Origin of the sequence: Affinirhizobium lemnae (assembly GCF_022968395.1) — a bacterium.
Classification (GTDB): Bacteria; Pseudomonadota; Alphaproteobacteria; order Rhizobiales; family Rhizobiaceae; genus Neorhizobium; species Neorhizobium lemnae.
This window is the reverse complement of the sequence record NZ_JALJQZ010000003.1, coordinates 182,848-200,209: the sequence shown is the minus strand read 5'-3', so window position 1 is coordinate 200,209 and position 17,362 is coordinate 182,848. Positions and strand designations below refer to the sequence as shown.

The 17,362-nt window shown below is 56.8% G+C and carries 13 protein-coding genes; 4 read left to right on the top strand and 9 right to left on the bottom strand.

Features of this window, described 5'->3' with window-relative positions; genetic code table 11:
• Positions 1 to 5 precede the first annotated feature (5 nt).
• Genes MUU53_RS03475 through MUU53_RS03465 form a run of 3 tightly spaced genes read right to left on the bottom strand, consistent with a single transcriptional unit; the run spans position 6 to position 3,508 of the window.
• Positions 6 to 941, bottom strand: coding sequence for a DMT family transporter (locus MUU53_RS03475; protein ID WP_247259606.1), 936 nt, complete (start codon positions 939 to 941; stop codon positions 6 to 8).
• 55 nt (positions 942 to 996) lie between these two features.
• The gene (locus MUU53_RS03470; RefSeq protein ID WP_247259605.1) at positions 997 to 1,668 is read right to left on the bottom strand and encodes a DsbA family oxidoreductase; all 672 of its coding nucleotides are present in this window, start codon (positions 1,666 to 1,668) and stop codon (positions 997 to 999) included.
• Between the two features lie 28 nt (positions 1,669 to 1,696).
• Positions 1,697 to 3,508 (bottom strand): extracellular solute-binding protein, encoded by a 1,812-nt coding sequence (locus MUU53_RS03465; RefSeq protein WP_247259604.1) that lies wholly within the window; start codon positions 3,506 to 3,508, stop codon positions 1,697 to 1,699.
• 261 nt (positions 3,509 to 3,769) lie between these two features.
• On the opposite strand from MUU53_RS03465, the gene MUU53_RS03460 reads away from it, so the two are divergent.
• The gene (locus tag MUU53_RS03460; protein WP_247259603.1) at positions 3,770 to 4,405 is read left to right on the top strand and encodes an invasion associated locus B family protein; all 636 of its coding nucleotides are present in this window, start codon (positions 3,770 to 3,772) and stop codon (positions 4,403 to 4,405) included.
• A 72-nt stretch (positions 4,406 to 4,477) separates the two neighbouring features.
• Here the strand turns inward: MUU53_RS03460 and hspQ are convergent, their stop codons facing one another.
• The 3 genes from hspQ to MUU53_RS03445 all read right to left on the bottom strand — a co-directional run bounded on the left by hspQ (position 4,478) and on the right by MUU53_RS03445 (position 7,117).
• On the bottom strand, positions 4,478 to 4,807 hold the full coding sequence (hspQ, locus tag MUU53_RS03455; protein WP_062554528.1) for a heat shock protein HspQ: 330 nt from the start codon (positions 4,805 to 4,807) through the stop codon (positions 4,478 to 4,480).
• A gap of 503 nt (positions 4,808 to 5,310) precedes the next feature.
• The gene (glnA, locus tag MUU53_RS03450) at positions 5,311 to 6,720 is read right to left on the bottom strand and encodes a type I glutamate--ammonia ligase (RefSeq protein ID WP_247259602.1); all 1,410 of its coding nucleotides are present in this window, start codon (positions 6,718 to 6,720) and stop codon (positions 5,311 to 5,313) included.
• A gap of 58 nt (positions 6,721 to 6,778) precedes the next feature.
• A complete protein-coding gene (locus MUU53_RS03445) occupies positions 6,779 to 7,117 on the bottom strand; it encodes a P-II family nitrogen regulator (protein WP_062554525.1) in 339 nt (112 codons plus the stop codon).
• A 297-nt stretch (positions 7,118 to 7,414) separates the two neighbouring features.
• Between MUU53_RS03445 and MUU53_RS03440 the strand changes: the two genes are divergently transcribed.
• Entirely contained in the window at positions 7,415 to 8,920 is a 1,506-nt protein-coding gene (locus MUU53_RS03440) for an NAD(P)H-hydrate dehydratase (protein WP_247259601.1), read from the top strand.
• On the opposite strand, the gene MUU53_RS03435 is transcribed toward MUU53_RS03440, so the two are convergent.
• Together MUU53_RS03435 and uvrA are read right to left on the bottom strand one after the other, a co-directional pair.
• Positions 8,907 to 9,728 (bottom strand): DUF72 domain-containing protein, encoded by an 822-nt coding sequence (locus tag MUU53_RS03435; protein ID WP_247259600.1) that lies wholly within the window; start codon positions 9,726 to 9,728, stop codon positions 8,907 to 8,909. The two genes, MUU53_RS03440 and MUU53_RS03435, sit on opposite strands and share 14 nt — an antisense overlap.
• A 26-nt stretch (positions 9,729 to 9,754) precedes the next feature.
• Complete coding sequence (uvrA, locus tag MUU53_RS03430; RefSeq protein ID WP_247259599.1) at positions 9,755 to 12,682, bottom strand: excinuclease ABC subunit UvrA; 2,928 nt, start codon at positions 12,680 to 12,682, stop codon at positions 9,755 to 9,757.
• A 261-nt stretch (positions 12,683 to 12,943) separates the two neighbouring features.
• On the opposite strand from uvrA, the gene MUU53_RS03425 reads away from it, so the two are divergent.
• Positions 12,944 to 13,486, top strand: coding sequence for a single-stranded DNA-binding protein (locus MUU53_RS03425; protein WP_247259598.1), 543 nt, complete (start codon positions 12,944 to 12,946; stop codon positions 13,484 to 13,486).
• A 76-nt stretch (positions 13,487 to 13,562) separates the two neighbouring features.
• On the opposite strand, the gene MUU53_RS03420 is transcribed toward MUU53_RS03425, so the two are convergent.
• Positions 13,563 to 14,192, bottom strand: coding sequence for a MarC family protein (locus MUU53_RS03420; RefSeq protein ID WP_247259597.1), 630 nt, complete (start codon positions 14,190 to 14,192; stop codon positions 13,563 to 13,565).
• 277 nt (positions 14,193 to 14,469) lie between these two features.
• Between MUU53_RS03420 and gyrA the strand changes: the two genes are divergently transcribed.
• A complete protein-coding gene (gene gyrA, locus MUU53_RS03415) occupies positions 14,470 to 17,301 on the top strand; it encodes a DNA gyrase subunit A (protein WP_247259596.1) in 2,832 nt (943 codons plus the stop codon).
• Positions 17,302 to 17,362 lie beyond the last annotated feature (61 nt).

Below are 17,362 nucleotides of genomic sequence, written 5' to 3'. Positions count from 1 at the left end.
AGCGGTCAGGCCGGGTTGTCCGGCTTGACCGCCAGAGCCACCTCGCTTTGTCCTGCGACCGGCGGCGGCAGGCTGGTACCTCGCTTGCGTTCACGAATGAGCGTCAAAAGCCCGGAACCGACGATGAGGGCGATACCCACCGCCATCCAGCGGTCAACCGAATCGCCAAACACAAAGTAGCCGAGCAGGATGGCCCATAGCATCTGGCTGTACTGGAGCGGGGTCACGATCGCCGCCGGCGCGTAGTAGGATGCAATCATCAGAAGCACGGTACCAACAGCCGCCAGCAGTCCGAAGGCTGTCAGCAGAACAAAATCCCAAGCCGTTGGCATCATCAGGGTAGGCAGCATCAGTACTGCGCAGATGATGAGACTGCCGAGAATTCCGGCGCCGTACATCGAGATGTTTTTCTCGCTTGGACCCAGCTTGCGGTAGATGATGACGGAGACGGCACCGGTGAAGCCGGAGGCAAGTGCCGTCAGGTGACCGAAGGACAGTTCTCGAAATCCGGGTCGCAAGACCACGAGTACGCCGATAAAGCCGATAATCACGGCTGCCCAGCGCTTTGCTCCCACCCGCTCCTTCAAGAAAATGACCGACATGATCGTCGCGAACGACGGCAGGAGGAAGATCAGACAGAATGCTTCCGCCATGGAGAGTTCGGTGAAGGCGATGATGCTGCCGACCGTGCCGATCGTGGCGCAGACAAAGCGTAGCAGCCAGAGCGGGCGGTTGGTGGTGCGCACCATGTCGCTCCATCGGTCGCCCTTTTTCAGCAGGAACGGGACTGCCGCAAAGCCAACCACCGTTCCAATGAAGCCTGCCTGAAAGGCCGGCACGCGTCCTTCGACGAGTTTCACGGCGGCATCGCTGAAGGAGTAGGCTGCAAAGCAAAGAAAGGCGATGAAAATGCCTTTGAGGGTCGTATCTTGACTGGACAAGGGAGCGATTCCGGCAGGTGTTGTCCTGCCGGATTAGGCTTCTCTTACAAAGGCGTCAATTCAAGTTCGCGCGGGCTTCTGCTTTTGCTTTCGCAATGTCCACGAATGCGTTGGCCAGCACATCCGGCGTTTGAGCCCCACTCACCGCATACTGCTGCTCGATGATGAAGAAGGGAACCCCGTTGACGCCCATCTTCTGCGCGGCCTCGATCTCGCCAAGAACAGTGTCGATGTCGGCAGCCGAATTCAGCAATGCTGCAACAACATCATGCTGGAGGCCGGACTGAACAGCGATATCCAGCAGAACATGTGTATCGCCGATATTGCGGCCTTCCTCGAAGTTCGCCTTGAACAGAGCCGTCACGACACGGTCCTGCACATCGCGACCCTCCATTGAGGCCCAATGGATCAAGCGATGCGCATTCAATGTGTTCGGGCCGACTTCGATCGCTTCGAAATTGAAGTTGATTCCAACGTCACGGCCGAGTTCCGTCAGCATATCGTGAGCGCGCTTGACGGCTTCCGCACCGCCCAGCTTTTTCTCAAGCGCGGCCTTCTGGTCAACGCCCTCGGCGGGGTAGTCAGGATTCAGGCGGTAGGGTCGCCAATTGATGTCGATCTGCACCTGATCTTGCACTTCGGCAATCGCGAGTTCGAGACGCGCCTTGCCAAGATAGCACCATGGGCAAACCACATCGGATACAAGGTCAATGGTCAGCTGTTCCATAAGGGCCATCCGTCAGTTGGTTTGTTCGTTACTTCTGCGCCCGCGCATCCCACCAGGTAGGAAGCTGGTAGCCATAAAGCGGAAGTTTGTCGCTATGCTCTATGTACTTCCAGCGCGCAACCCATTGTTCCGGAATGTGATAGAGCGGAACAAGATAATTGCCGGCAAGCAGCAAGCGGTCGTAAGCCCGTACCGCAGTTTCAAAATCTTCGCGAGAGCGAGCGTTCAGCATGGCCTGGATAATGCGGTCGACATCTGGATCGGCCAAACCGGCAAAGTTGAAACTGCCCTGGCGGTCCTTGGAATCACTTCCCCACCGGCCAATCTGCTCAATGCCGGGCGAAAGCGAGGAGGGGTAGGATTTCATGATGATGTCGTAGTCAAAGTTGCCGGAACGACTCTGATACTGCGCATCGTCGACCGTGCGGATCGACAGATCGACCCCGATCATCTTCAGCGTTCTCTGGAAGGAAATGGCGACTTTTTCCTGGTCCTGATTCTGGGTCATGATCTCGAATGCCATTGGCACGCCGGACTCATTCACCATCTTGCCACCCTTGATGGTGTAGCCGCCCTTCTTCAGGGTTTCCACCACATCACGCAGCACCTTCCGGTCGCCACCAGATCCATCCGTCGCAGGAAACTCGGTCTTACCATCAAGGATGTTCTTCGGGATCTTTTTCACCGCGTCGCCAAGCAGCGCCAGTTCTTTCTGATCCGCTGGTTTTCCCAGCGAAGACAGGCTGGAATTCTGCCAGTAGCTCTGCGTACGCGTGTAAGCGCCGTCGAACAGGTTACGGTTGGCCCATTCAAAATCAAATGCCGTCGCCAGAGCCTTTCGAACATGCTCGTTCTGGAAGGCGGGGCGCCGAAGATTGAAGACGAATCCAACCATGCCGGAAGGAACATTCGGCTTGAACACGTCCTTGATGACATCGCCGCTGCCCACTGCTGGAAAGTCGTAGGCACGTGACCAGTGAGTCGGATTGCCTTCCAGATAGACGTCGATTGCGCCCTTCTTAAATGCCTCGAACAGCGTGTTTTCCTGAAGGAAATATTCGACCGACAACTCATCGTAATTGTCGAACCCGACCTTGGACGGGATATCCTTGCCCCAGTAATTCGGATCTCTTTCATAAACGATCTTCTGGCCAGGATTGACGGTCTTCACCTTGTAGGGACCGGAACCCGTCGGAATCGTCAACGAGGATTGATCGAACGTTGCAGCGTTGATGATGTGCTTCGGCAGGATGGGAGTGCCGGAGGCGAGGATAAGCGGAAACTCCCTGTCCGCCAGCTTGTTGAACGTGAAGCGCACGCTGCGCTCGCCAATCTTTTCCATTTTTTCGACAGGCTTCAGGCGTGCATTGAAAGGCGTGCGGCCCTTGTCCCGCAGGACCTCCATGCTGAAAATGACGTCTTCCGGCGTGACCGGCTGCCCATCGGACCATTTCGCCTTCGGATTCAGGTTGAACTGGATATAGGTCCGCGCCTCATCCCATTCGACGCTTTCCGCCAGCAACCCATAGAGCGTGAAAGGCTCATCGGACGAGCGTACCATCAGGCTCTCGTAAACAAGGTTTCCGAAGATGTTGTCCCACATCCCCCGCGCGGTCGTACGGATGCTCTTCAGATTGAACGGATTGAGACTATCGTACGTGCCGACGACGCCATAAGCGATCTTGCCGCCCTTTTTGACAGATGGATTGACGTATGGGAAATTCTTGAAGTCGGCTGGTAGCGCAGGATTTCCGTGCATTGCAATGCCATGGACAGGTTCCGCATGGGCGGCCCCCGCCAAGGCAAGCAAAATAAAGGAAAGCGTGGTCAAACGGCGCATGGTCTTACGTCCTGTCAAAGTCGATTCGCTGCGAGCCTAGCCTATAGCTCGCAATGACTTCAATCGGCGGACCTAAAAGATCAATATGCCGTGTAATTTCGCAAAACTAATGCTGGATATCCGCCGCCACGCGATGTAACAGGGGTGCAAATCGGGTGGGTCATTCAAATGCCTCATTTGAACGACAGTGGAGCGACACCGCACCCGGCATGAAGCGGCACAGCTGCTTCTCACAACCGCTTTCAGGAGACGGATCTCGGTATGATGCTTAAGGCAAACAAGGTTCTGCGGACTGCCATGTCCGCCCTCGCACTTTCATTCGGCGCAGCGCCGATAGCAGCACTGGCGCAAGATGGTGCCGCACCGGCTGGCGCGCCGCCACTTGGCTGGTTCAAGACCTGCGACAAGCAGGACGACAGCGATGTCTGTGCCGTCCAGAACGTTCTTCTCTCGCAGAACGGTCAGTTGATCACGGCAGTCGGCCTCATCACCGTCGAAGGCAAGGTCAACCGCAAGATCCTTCAGGTCTCCGTTCCGTCTGCTCGCCTCATTCAGCCTGGCGTCGTGATGCAGATCGATGGCGGCAAGGGCCAGAAGCTGGATTACGTACTCTGCATCCCGGACCGTTGCACGGCTGAAGTGGTTCTGACCGACGCCATGATCGCGAGCCTGAAGAAGGGTAGCGAAGTCGTGTTCACGTCCATCAATTTCCGTCGCGCTCCGAACCCGATCAAGGTCGCACTGAGCGGCTTTACGGGCGCATTCGATGGCGCGCCGATCTCCCAGTCGCAATTGGCAGAGAGCCAGCGTAATCTGCAGGAAAGCATGCAGAAGAAGGCGGAAGAAGCGCGCAAGAAGCTTGAGGACGCCCAGAACGCTGCGAAGACCGGCCAGTAAGGCGGATTGCAAAAGACTTGGTGAAAAGGGGATGCCGATCGGTATCCCCTTTTTGATTCTCCGATACTCGTGTCAGTGCGCCATCATGGCCTTGGGCTTGAATTGACCGGTCGGCGCGACCTCGAATACCTGCTCGACCTGCGGATTCTTCAAGGGAACGCCGCTGTCGTCGTGCACGAGATTTTGCTCGGAGACGTAGGCCACGTAGGCAGTCTCGTCGTTCTCTGCCAACAAATGGTAGAAGGGCTGATCCTTGTGCGGACGGATCTCGGCCGGGATCGCATTCCACCACTCTTCGGTATTCGCGAATTCGGGATCCACGTCGAACACAACTCCCCGGAACGGAAAGACCTTGTGACGGACGACTTCCCCGATCGTAAATTTTGCGCTGCGTTGTTTCATGGTTCAGACTTCCTTTCCCGATAGATGTGGGAATTCATAAATCTGACATCAAGACCTGAATCTTTCTTCAACGCATCTTGAGCGCATGAGGCCATCGCTGAGGTAGTGCCACAAGAACGACAAATCCGGCACCAGAACGATTCCCATGGCGTGATAGGAGTGGAATTCTTTGCCCAAAAATACGCACTGAATGTTGAAAGCAATAGAAGGCTGCAAACGACGCAAAACCGATGACACCCGTGAGCTTGTGCCAACGCATTTTGTGTGTCGGGCAGTAAGCCGTAGAACAGATAGTCGATGATCGCGAGTGGCAAAAGGCACATTGTACCTGAAGGCCAAGCAGGCAGATAGTCCAGCCGAATACTGCAGGTAGCTGTGTTTTGGTCGAGGTCATTAATTGCGCCGATGATTGTCTGACTGGCGCTGCCGAATCGACGCAGAGGTTCAAGAATGCGAGAGCTTTGAAAACGAGGGTCGCTGCGGGCAGCGACCCTCCATAATCATTATGCAGAGTAGTACATGTCAAACTCGACCGGATGCGGCGTCATTTCGAAACGCATGACTTCCTGCATCTTCAGTTCAATGTAAGCGTCGATCTGGTCGTCATCGAACACGCCGCCGGCGGTCAGGAACTTGCGATCCTTGTCCAGGCTTTCGAGCGCTTCACGCAAGGAGCCGCAAACCGTTGGGATCTTCTTCAACTCCTTCGGCGGCAGGTCATACAGGTCCTTGTCCATGGCCTTGCCAGGATGGATCTTGTTCTTGATACCGTCGAGGCCGGCCATCAACATTGCAGCGAAGCCGAGATACGGGTTCTGAGCCGGATCCGGGAAACGAACTTCTACACGCTTCGACTTGGGGCCCGTTCCGAATGGAATACGGCAGGAAGCAGAGCGGTTGCGAGCCGAGTAGGCCAGCAGGACCGGCGCCTCATAGCCCGGAACAAGTCGCTTGTAGGAGTTGGTCGTCGGGTTGGTGAAGGCGTTGATTGCCTTGGCATGCTTGATGATGCCACCGATGTAGTACAAGCAGCTCTCGGAAAGACCGGCATACTCATCGCCAGCAAAGGTCGGCTTGCCGTCTTTCCAGATCGACTGGTGAACGTGCATACCCGAACCGTTATCGCCATAGATTGGCTTTGGCATGAAGGTCGCGGTCTTGCCGTAAGCATTGGCAACCTGATGCACGACATACTTATAGATCTGCATCTTGTCGGCATTCCGAACCAGCGTATCGAACTTCACGCCAAGCTCATGCTGTGCGGCCGCCACTTCGTGGTGATGCTTTTCTACGACGACGCCCATTTCCGAGAGAACCGTCAGCATTTCGGAGCGCATGTCCTGAAGGCTGTCGACCGGCGGAACCGGGAAATAGCCGCCCTTGACGCGCGGGCGATGGCCAAGATTGCCGGTCTCGTAATCTGTGTCGTCGTTGGATGGCAGTTCCGAGGAATCGAGCTTGAAACCCGTATTGTATGGATCAGCCTTATACTTCACGTCATCGAAGATAAAGAATTCCGGCTCAGGTCCGACGAAAACCGTGTCGCCGATGCCCGATGCCTTGAGGTATGCCTCGGCCTTCTTGGCTGTGCCGCGTGGGTCGCGGTTATAGGCTTCGCCGGAAACCGGATCCAGAATGTCGCAGATCACGACCATGGTGGACTGAGCGAAGAAGGGGTCCATGTGTACTGTTACCGGATCGGGCATCAGCACCATGTCGGATTCGTTGATTGCTTTCCAGCCGCCAATGGAGGAACCATCGAACATGACGCCATCGGCGAACATGTCCTCGTCGACGGCTACGACGTCCATCGTGACGTGATGCAGCTTACCCTTGGGGTCGGTAAAGCGCAGGTCCACGAACTTGACGTCATTCTCCTTGATCTGCTTCATGATGTCGCTTGCGGTCGTCATGGAATCTCCCATTAATCAATATGTTAGTCGTTTGCCCGGCTCTAGTCGGCCGGGTTTGTCAGATTGCGTCTACACCGGTTTCGCCGGTACGGATGCGAACAACTTCTTCAACGTTGGAGACGAAGATCTTGCCATCGCCAATGCGTCCAGTTTGAGCCGCGTTGCGGATCGCATCGATCACCGCATCCACGTTTTCATCAGCCAGCACCACTTCCACCTTAACCTTCGGAAGGAAGTCAACAACATACTCAGCGCCGCGATAAAGCTCGGTATGCCCCTTCTGGCGACCGAAACCCTTCGCTTCCGTTACGGTAATACCTTGTAGCCCGACCTCTTGAAGCGCTTCTTTGACTTCGTCCAGTTTGAAAGGCTTGATGATCGCTTCAATCTTTTTCATGAGAAAATAACTCTCCGCTTCTCCCTCGAAAACGGGTGATGCCCGTTTGCCCAACTAGATGCACGTAGCGTGCCAACCGCATGGAGCGGCAAAGAATTTTTGGTTCCGGATCTAGAACCCTCCTCCTGCTTGATTGCAGGCTATGGTTTCACGATGCACAATGCAAGGGGAAGCTGGTGAGAGAAGACTAGTCCAAAAGTGCACACGAAAGTCGCATTTAATCGAGTTTAAAAAATATGCAAAAGCACAAAAAATCATCTTAAATTGGGGCCTCGTTTGACGTTCAAGGATGAAAACTTGCGGAAATGCTTAAAGACGCTGCGTGATGAGACAATCCTGTTCACGACGCAAGAGGCGGCGGCAGCTGATGTAGCGTCGGTGCAGAGTGGAATTGAGATCGCTGATCTTATGGAACGGGCAGGTTATGCCGTGGCCGCCTGTGCGCTTAGGCATTTTCCAGAGGCGCGGAAGATCGCAATTCTTTGTGGCCCGGGTAATAATGGCGGCGATGGTTATGTCGCAGCCAGGGTTCTCGCTGGCCATGGATGCAATGTTGCCGTTTTTTCCTGGGGAAGGTCGAGCGCTGAGGGGGCGGCGAGAGATGCACGAGAGCGCTGCCCGCTACCGATAGAACCCATTTCCGCCTACGTTCCCGAACGAGATGATCTGGTTATCGATGCCTTGTTTGGTGCTGGATTGACACGGCCTTTGCCCGAGCCTGTCCAGACCCTGATCGAGGCTGTGAAGCGTGCCGATGCGTCGGTCCTGGCGGTCGATCTTCCATCCGGCATCTGCGGGAATCAAGGGCGCATGCGGGGTGCGGCGTTGGATGCCGATGTCACCGTCACATTCGAGGCCCGCAAGCCGGGACATCTGTTGATGCCGGGCCGCGCATTCTGCGGCACAGTGGAGGTCGTGTCGATCGGCATGCCAAGACGGATCGTCGAGCAACATGCTCGATCAGTCTCGGTCAACAATCCGAAAGCCTGGCAAAACGAATACCCCTTGATTGAAGCCGATACGCATAAGTATCGTCGCGGACATATGGCCGTCTTCTCCGGGGGGCGCAGCCATACCGGAGCCGCACGTCTCGCCGCTGCCGCAGGCCTTCATGCCGGGGCAGGGCTCGTCACGGTGGGCGTTCCGCCGGATGCACTCGATGTCGCTGCCGCATCGCTGACCGCGGTCATGGTCCGGTCGGTCAGTTCGCGACTGGACGTGGAGCAGTGGCTCTCCGAGGCCAAAATCCACGCCTGTGTAATCGGCCCTGGATTTGGTATCGGAGAGACGATTCGGGACTACATCGAAGTTCTGGCAGCGAAGCCCTGCGTTATCGATGCCGACGCAATCACGTTCTTTGCTTCGAACCCCGAGCAACTGTTCGCAACATTCAAGAACACCGGAAGTCCGTATATTCTCACGCCTCATGAAGGCGAGTTTGCGCGGCTGTTTCCGGATCTGGCTCGAAATGACAGTCTGGGCAAGCTCGAACGGGCCAGACTTGCTGCCGCCCGCTCAGGCGCAGTCGTCATCGACAAGGGACCGGACACTGTGATCGTCGCACCCGATGGACGTAGTCTGATCAATGAGAATGCGCCGCCCTGGCTGGCCACTGCGGGAGCCGGAGATGTGCTGGCCGGAATTGCAGGCGCACATTTGGCGCAGGGGATGCCCGCCTATGAGGCCGCCGCTGCTGCAGTCTGGCTTCATGCGCAAGCGGCGCAAAACGCGAAAAGAGGCATGACGGCAGAGGACCTTGTCACGGCAATTCCGTCCGCGCTCGAAAGCCTCAATCCCCTTTGAGCCTGTCAAAAAGCCGACGGGCACCGTTGGGGGCGTTGACTTTACCCCCTGTGATGAAGAAAGCGAAGACGTCCCGAGGGGTCTTCGCGGCCTTCCGGTTTGGGGCGTTCAGCGACAGATCGTCCGGCGTGCCGCCCTCCGCATAGATGGAGATGCGGTCTGCCCATCGTTCGAGCTCGGGTTCCGGATAGCAGGTTTGCACATCATCGGAACCGCGCTGCAGGCGCAGATAGACGAAGTCTGACGTCACATCCGCAAACATCGGGTATTCCTCATGGTCTGCACACACGGCAGCCACATCGTATTTTGCCAGTAGCTCCACGAACGCCTCGCAACAGAAGCTCGCGTGACGCGGTTCCACGACGTGGCGGAGAGGCAGGCCGTTGAGCGACTTTGGAAGGAGTTGCAGGAAGCCTTCGAAATCAGCGGGATCGAAAGCTTTCGTTGCCATGAATTGCCAGAGAATAGGCCCGAGATGAGGCCCAAGTTCAGCAATTCCCTGGTTCAGGAACTTGTCGATGGATGGGCCAGCCTCTGCCAACACCTTCCGGTTCGTGCAGTAGCGGCTTGCCTTCAGCGAAAAGACAAAATCTTCCGGAACCTCGGAGGCCCATTTTGCAAAGGTCTCCGGCTTCTGGCTTGAATAGTAAGTGCCATTTACCTCGATCGCCGTCAGTTCGCGGCTGGCGAACTCCAACTGCCGCTTCTTGGCCAGCTTTTCCGGATAAAACGGTCCTTCCCACGGCTCAAACGTCCAGCCACCGATCCCGGTGCGGATTTTGCCGGTAGCTGCGCGTTGAGCTGTCATCTCGCCGTCCCCCTCAGTTCCGTCTGCTACTCTGCCGCTTCAGCCTTGACCTTACGCTGCGGTCTGCGCGTCAAAAGCTCCTTCAGGAATTGCCCTGTGTAGCTGCGCTTTTCCTTGACGATGTCTTCCGGAGGGCCGCAAGCAACGATTTCACCGCCACCGGTTCCGCCTTCGGGGCCGATGTCGATGATCCAGTCGGCAGTCTTGATGACTTCAAGATTGTGCTCGATCACCACGACGGAATTGCCCTGATTGACCAGTTCGTGCAGCATTTCCAGTAGTTTGGCGACATCGTGGAAGTGAAGCCCGGTCGTCGGTTCATCCAATATGTAAAGTGTGCGGCCCGTCGAACGCTTTGAAAGCTCTTTCGCCAGTTTTACGCGCTGCGCCTCGCCGCCCGAGAGCGTATTTGCCTGCTGACCGACCTTGATATAGCCGAGACCTACATCGAAAAGCGCTTGCAGCTTGTCCCGGACCGCGGGCACGGCGGAGAAGAACTCGACGCCTTCCTCGACCGTCATGTCCAGAACGTCGGCAATCGACTTGCCCTTGAACAGCACGTCGAGTGTCTCTCGGTTGTAGCGCTTGCCATGGCAAACATCACAGGTCACGTACACATCTGGAAGGAAGTGCATTTCGATCTTGATGACGCCATCGCCCTGGCAGGCTTCGCATCGCCCACCTTTGACGTTGAAGGAGAAGCGTCCCGGCTGATAGCCGCGCGCCTTTGCTTCCGGCAGGCCTGCGAACCAGTCTCTGATCGGCGTGAAAGCACCGGTATAGGTGGCAGGGTTAGAACGTGGTGTGCGCCCGATCGGTGACTGGTCGATGTCGATGACCTTGTCGATGAACTCGAATCCATCGATGCGGTCGTGCTCCGCTGGAATCTCGCGAGCGCCCATGACCCGGCGTGCAGCGGATTTGTAAAGCGTTTCGATAAGGAAGGTCGATTTGCCGCCGCCGGAAACACCGGTCACGGCTGTAAACACGCCAAGCGGCACCGAAGCGGTGACGTTTTTCAGGTTGTTGCCCCGTGCGCCGACAACCTTGATCTCCTTGCCCTTCTTGGGTTTGCGTCGTTCTGCCGGAACCGCGACTCCAAGCTCGCCCGATAGATATTTGCCGGTGAGCGAGTTCGGGTTATCCATGATTTGCTGTGGCGTGCCTTCAGCAACCACCTTGCCGCCATGAATGCCGGCTGCCGGGCCGATATCCACAACATAGTCGGCTGTCAGAATGGCGTCCTCGTCGTGCTCGACAACCAGCACCGTATTGCCGATATCCCGAAGATGCTTCAGCGTTTCCAGCAATCTGGCGTTGTCGCGCTGATGCAATCCGATCGAGGGCTCGTCAAGCACGTAGAGAACACCCGTCAGGCCAGAACCGATCTGTGATGCGAGGCGGATACGCTGGCTTTCGCCCCCGGAAAGCGTGCCGGAATTTCTCGAAAGGCTGAGATAGTCCAGCCCCACATCGTTAAGGAAGCGCAGCCGGTCGCGAATTTCCTTCAAGATACGAACAGCAATCTCGTTCTGTTTGGCATTGAGGCGCGCGGGAAGATCCTCGAACCAGTCACGCGCCTTACGGATCGACATATCGGTCACCTGTCCGATATGCAGCTTGTCGATCTTGACCGCCAGGGCCTCCGGCTTCAGACGGAAACCGCCACAGGCCGGGCAGGGAGCCGCAGACATGTAGCGCTCGATTTCCTCTCGCGCCCAGGCGCTGTCTGTTTCTTTCCAGCGGCGTTCGAGGTTCGGAACGATGCCTTCGAAGGTCTTGGTCGTCTTGTAGGACCTTGCTCCATCCGCATATTGGAACTCGATCTTCTCCTCGGTCCCATGGAGGATTGCCTTCTGCGCCTTTTCCGACAGCTTCGACCACCGATCGGAGAGCTTGAAGCCGAAAACTTTGCCCAGTCCCTCAAGGGTCTGATTGTAATAGGGCGAAGACGATTTCGCCCAGGGCGCAATCGCGCCATCCTTCAGCGTTCGATCGGGCTCTGGAACGATCAGGTGCTCATCCACCTTTTGCTGTGCACCGAGGCCATCACAGGTCGGGCATGCGCCGAACGGATTGTTGAAGGAGAAAAGGCGGGGTTCTATTTCCGGAATCGTAAAACCGGAGACCGGGCAGGCGAATTTCTCGGAGAACAGAACGCGCTCATGCGTTTCATTGAGCGATTTGTTCGCAGATCCCCCGGCTGAGGTTTCTTCCGGTGGCAAAGGCTTGTCGGCGAATTCAGCGATGGCAAGACCATCCGCCAGCTTCAGGCAGGTCTCCAGACTGTCTGCCAACCGGGCGCCGATGTCGTTGCGCACCACGACACGATCCACCACAACATCAATATCGTGCTTGTACTTCTTGTCGAGCGCCGGCACCTCGGCAATCTCATAGAACTGGCCGTCAACCTTGACACGCTGGAAGCCCTTTTTCATCAGGTCCGCCAGCTCCTTTTTATACTCGCCCTTGCGTCCGCGCACCATGGGAGCAAGGATATAAAGGCGCGTCCCATCTCCGAGAGCGAGAACGCGGTCTACCATCTGACTTACGGTCTGGCTTTCGATTGGCAGGCCGGTTGCCGGAGAATATGGAACCCCGACGCGCGCAAACAGCAAGCGCATGTAGTCATAGATCTCGGTCACCGTGCCGACGGTGGAGCGCGGGTTCTTTGACGTCGTCTTCTGTTCGATCGAGATGGCAGGAGACAGCCCGTCGATCTGGTCGACGTCCGGCTTCTGCATCATTTCCAGGAACTGGCGCGCATAGGCCGAGAGGCTCTCGACATAGCGGCGCTGACCTTCTGCATAGATGGTATCGAAAGCGAGCGAGGATTTGCCCGAACCCGAAAGGCCGGTCATCACGATCAGGCTGTTGCGCGGCAGATCGAGATCTACACCCTTGAGGTTATGCTCGCGGGCACCGCGAATGGAAATCGTCTTGAGTTCGCTCATCGTCTCTTGGCTCTATGGGAGGTCTGGCCTCTTATCTAGTGATCTCATCGCCACTGTCGAGGCACTTTGGCATAAGTTCATATCTCTTACGCTGGCTACGTGTGATCCCGTTGACAGGATCATAACCAAATACTAGAACAAATAAAGAACAAATTTGGTTGTGGATTAAATGTATCCACATCGCGCCGATTGGGCGGATGCTTTAAGGTATTGCACAAGCGAAATAGGAGATGCCGTTCGAGCGGCAGACAAGGTGTTAAGATGGCAGGTAGCGTCAACAAGGTCATTCTGATTGGGAATGTTGGTGCCGATCCAGAAATTCGTCGCACGCAGGACGGTCGCCCGATCGCCAATCTGCGAATCGCAACTTCGGAGAGCTGGCGTGACCGCAATAGCGGCGAGCGTCGGGAAAAGACCGAGTGGCACACCGTCGTCGTCTTCAATGAGGGCCTCTGCAAGGTCGTCGAACAGTATGTGAAGAAGGGCGCCAAGCTCTACATCGAAGGCGCGCTTCAGACCCGCAAATGGCAGGATCAGAACGGCAACGACCGCTATTCGACGGAAGTCGTTCTGCAGGGCTTCAATTCGACCCTGACAATGCTCGATGGTCGCGGTGAGGGCGGTGGTGCCGGCGGCTATGGTGGCGGCCGAGGATCCTCCGGTGGTGGTGACTTTGGCGGCGGCTATGCTGACGATTATGATCGTGCGCCATCCACTTCAAGCTCTGGCTCCGGACGCGGCGGTCAGTCCTCCGGTGGTGGCGGTGGCTTCGCCCGTGATCTGGATGATGACATCCCATTTTGAGGTTTGAAGAATGAAGGCGGCCGAGGTTCTCGGTCGCCTTCATTCTTTGGCTTGCTTGACCCGGTGAAGTGGTTCGTCAGGTATTGAAGGCCGATTTGATACCATCGACCACGAACTGTACGGACAGCGCAGCCAGCAACACGCCCAGCAATCGGGTGAGAAGCGCGCGACCTGTGACACCGAGATAGCGGTCAAGTTTTTCAGCAACGATCAGCGCCAGCAGCACAAGCAGCATGACAAAGGCGAGCATTCCAATCAGCAATGCACGGTCCAGCGGTGTAGCAAATGAACCCGCCAGAAGCACGGTTGCGGAAATTGCGCCGGGCCCGGCAATGAGCGGCAGGGCCAGCGGGAAAACGGCGATATGCTGCACATGGTCGATGGAAATGGCGGCCTTGGACGTCTCTTCCTTCCGCTCATTGCGCTTCTGGAAAATCATTTCGAAGGAAATCCAGAACAGCAGCAGACCACCAGCAATACGGAAGGCGCCCATGGAAATGCCGAGTATCGAAAGGATGCCTGCACCGAAAATGGCGAACGTCGCCAGGATCCCGAAGGCAATGATCGTGCCGCGAATAGCAACCTGACGCCGCTGTATCGCATCAAGTCCCGCAGTCAGTCCGAGGAAGATCGGTGCAAGACCGGGCGGGTCGAGTGTAACCAGCAGGGTTGTGAAGGCACTCATGATATTATCGGCAGATGCCATGGTTCCCCCGTCCGCTACTCTTTATGCTCTACGCCCCGTTTACGCGAAATGTACGCGTCGCGGAAGCGATCTACCAGCAGATAATTGGCACACACTCCGCGATTAACGCGTTCATCTTGTGCATTTCATGTTTGGCTTGCGCATCCATGAGGGCAAACACTATGGTCAGCTTGCCAGATAGGCCAAAAGCCTGTTCAAAACCTGCCGCAAAATTGGCGTTTGAACTGTGCATGGTCTATACACACAAGACTGATTCCGAACAGAGATCGTACCCGATTTGACTGACCAGAGCACACCCGGCGGCGGAAAGCTGCCTCCAGGCATCGAACCCATTTCCATCATGGAAGAGATGCAGCGTTCCTATCTCGACTACGCGATGAGCGTAATCGTGAGCCGGGCGCTGCCCGATGTGCGTGATGGCTTGAAGCCTGTTCATCGTCGCATCCTTTACGGCATGTCCGAACTCGGCATCGACTGGAACAAGAAATACGTCAAATGCGCCCGCGTGACCGGGGATGTGATGGGTAAATACCATCCGCACGGCAATGCCGCGATCTATGACGCATTGGCGCGCATGGCGCAGGACTGGTCGTTGCGGCTGCCGTTGATCGATGGCCAGGGGAATTTCGGCTCTATCGATGGCGATCCACCGGCGGCCGAACGCTACACGGAATGCCGCCTGCAAAAGGCCGCACACTCGCTGCTGGACGATCTCGACAAGGAGACTGTCGATTTCCGCGATAACTATGACGGTACGCTGTCCGAACCTGTCGTCGTTCCTGCGAAGTTCCCGAACCTGCTCGTTAACGGTGCAGGCGGTATCGCCGTCGGTATGGCGACCAACATTCCGCCGCATAATCTGAGCGAAGTCATTGATGGCTGTATTGCGCTGATCGATAATCCGGCGATCGAACTCCTTGATCTGATGCAGATCATTCCGGGTCCGGACTTTCCGACCGGTGCTTTGATCCTTGGCCGGTCCGGCATCCGTTCGGCCTATGAGACGGGTCGTGGTTCGGTCATCATGCGCGGCCGAGCAACGATTGAGCCGATGCGCGGCGATCGCGAGCAGATCATCATTACCGAAGTTCCCTATCAGGTGAACAAGGCGGCGATGATCGAAAAGATGGCCGAACTCGTGCGCGAAAAGCGCATTGAGGGCATCTCGGACCTTCGTGATGAGTCGGACCGTCAGGGCTACCGTGTCGTCGTCGAGCTGAAGCGTGATGCGAATGCCGAAGTCATTCTGAATCAGCTCTATCGCTACACGCCGCTTCAGACATCGTTCGGCTGCAACATGGTTGCGCTGAATGGCGGCAAGCCGGAGCAGTTGACCCTGCTCGACATGCTGCGGGCATTCGTCAGCTTCCGAGAGGAAGTCGTCAGCCGCCGCACCAAGTATCTGCTTCGCAAGGCGCGCGATCGTGCCCATGTGTTGGTGGGTCTTGCCATTTCCGTTGCCAACATTGATGAGATCATCAATCTCATCCGTCGTGCTCCCGATCCGCAGACCGCACGCGAGCAATTGATGGAGCGCCGCTGGCCCGCCAAGGATGTGGATGCGTTGATCCGCCTGATCGACGATCCGCGCCATCGCATTAATGAAGACGGCACTTACAATCTGTCGGAAGAGCAGGCCCGCGCGATTCTTGAACTGCGCCTTGCCCGCCTGACGGCACTCGGACGCGATGAAATCGCGGACGAATTGAACAAGATTGGTGCCGAGATCAGCGATTATCTCGATATCCTTTCCTCGCGTCTGCGCATCCAGCAGATCGTCAAGGATGAACTGACCGCAGTCCGTGACGAGTTCGGCACCCCTCGCCGGACGGAGATCATGGAAGGCGGCCCCGACATGGACGATGAAGATCTCATTGCCCGGGAAGACATGGTCGTCACCGTTTCGCATCTCGGCTATATCAAGCGCGTGCCGCTGACGACCTATCGCGCCCAGCGTCGCGGTGGCAAAGGCCGTTCGGGCATGGCGACCCGCGATGAGGATTTCGTAACGCGCCTGTTCGTCGCCAATACGCACACGCCGGTACTCTTCTTCTCGTCTCGCGGTATCGTCTACAAGGAAAAGGTCTGGCGGCTCCCCATTGGTACGCCGCAGTCCCGTGGCAAGGCGCTCATCAATATGCTGCCGCTGGAGCCAGGCGAACGCATCACGACCATCATGCCATTGCCGGAGGATGAGGACAGCTGGGCAAATCTCGACGTCATGTTCTCGACAACGCGCGGGACCGTGCGTCGAAACAAGCTGTCCGATTTCATACAGGTCAATCGCAACGGCAAGATTGCGATGAAGCTCGAGGAAGAGGGCGATGAGATCCTCTCTGTGGAGACCTGCTCTCCGCCGAATGCGGACCTCGCTCTGCCGGGCGATGACGTCCTGCTGACGACGGCTCTGGGCCAGTGCATCCGTTTCCCAGTGGAAGACGTGCGTGTCTTTGCCGGCCGCAATTCCATCGGCGTCCGTGGCATTACGCTGGCAGAAGGCGACCGTCTGATTTCGATGACGATCGTCGGGCACGTCGCAGCAGAACCATGGGAGCGCGCGGCCTATCTCAAGCGTTCGGCTGCGGAACGTCGTGCCGCAGGTGTCGACGAAGATGATATCGCGCTCGTCGGCGAGGAAGTGACCGAGGAAGGGCAGCTTTCGGATGAGCGTTACGAATATCTTAAAGCGCACGAGCAGTTCGTTCTGACGATCTCGGAGCGTGGTTTCGGCAAGCGTTCGTCGTCCTACGATTTCCGGACATCCGGTCGTGGCGGCAAGGGGATCCGCGCGACGGACACCTCGAAGACGAACGAAATTGGCGAACTTGTTGCGGCCTTCCCGGTCGAGGACAAGGATCAGCTGATGCTCGTGTCGAACGGGGGCCAGCTCATCCGCGTTCCGGTTGATGGTATCCGCATTGCCAGCCGCGCGACCAAGGGCGTGACAATCTTCTCGACGGCGAAAGACGAGAAGGTGGTGTCGGTCGAGCGTATCAGCGAGCCGGAAGGCGACGAGGCGGGCAATTTGCCGGAGGAAATCGTCGCTGAAACCGGTGACCTCGGCGCCGCACCGTCAGACAGTTCAGGCGAAGGTTCAACTACCGAATAAGAGCCGAAACCAGGAAATAAAATGAAGCCGCATCGATCTCTTCGGTGCGGCTTTTTTCGTT

Excerpts from the sequence above, each read along its gene's own strand:
- MUU53_RS03470 (WP_247259605.1), bottom strand. The coding sequence starts at position 1,668 with ATGGAACAGCTGACCATTGACCTTGTATCCGATGTGGTTTGCCCATGG.
- MUU53_RS03465 (WP_247259604.1), bottom strand. The coding sequence starts at position 3,508 with ATGCGCCGTTTGACCACGCTTTCCTTTATTTTGCTTGCCTTGGCGGGG.
- MUU53_RS03460 (WP_247259603.1), top strand. The coding sequence starts at position 3,770 with ATGATGCTTAAGGCAAACAAGGTTCTGCGGACTGCCATGTCCGCCCTC.
- hspQ (WP_062554528.1), bottom strand. The coding sequence starts at position 4,807 with ATGAAACAACGCAGCGCAAAATTTACGATCGGGGAAGTCGTCCGTCAC.
- glnA (WP_247259602.1), bottom strand. The coding sequence starts at position 6,720 with ATGACGACCGCAAGCGACATCATGAAGCAGATCAAGGAGAATGACGTC.
- MUU53_RS03445 (WP_062554525.1), bottom strand. The coding sequence starts at position 7,117 with ATGAAAAAGATTGAAGCGATCATCAAGCCTTTCAAACTGGACGAAGTC.
- MUU53_RS03435 (WP_247259600.1), bottom strand. The coding sequence starts at position 9,728 with ATGACAGCTCAACGCGCAGCTACCGGCAAAATCCGCACCGGGATCGGT.
- uvrA (WP_247259599.1), bottom strand. The coding sequence starts at position 12,682 with ATGAGCGAACTCAAGACGATTTCCATTCGCGGTGCCCGCGAGCATAAC.
- MUU53_RS03425 (WP_247259598.1), top strand. The coding sequence starts at position 12,944 with ATGGCAGGTAGCGTCAACAAGGTCATTCTGATTGGGAATGTTGGTGCC.
- MUU53_RS03420 (WP_247259597.1), bottom strand. The coding sequence starts at position 14,192 with ATGGCATCTGCCGATAATATCATGAGTGCCTTCACAACCCTGCTGGTT.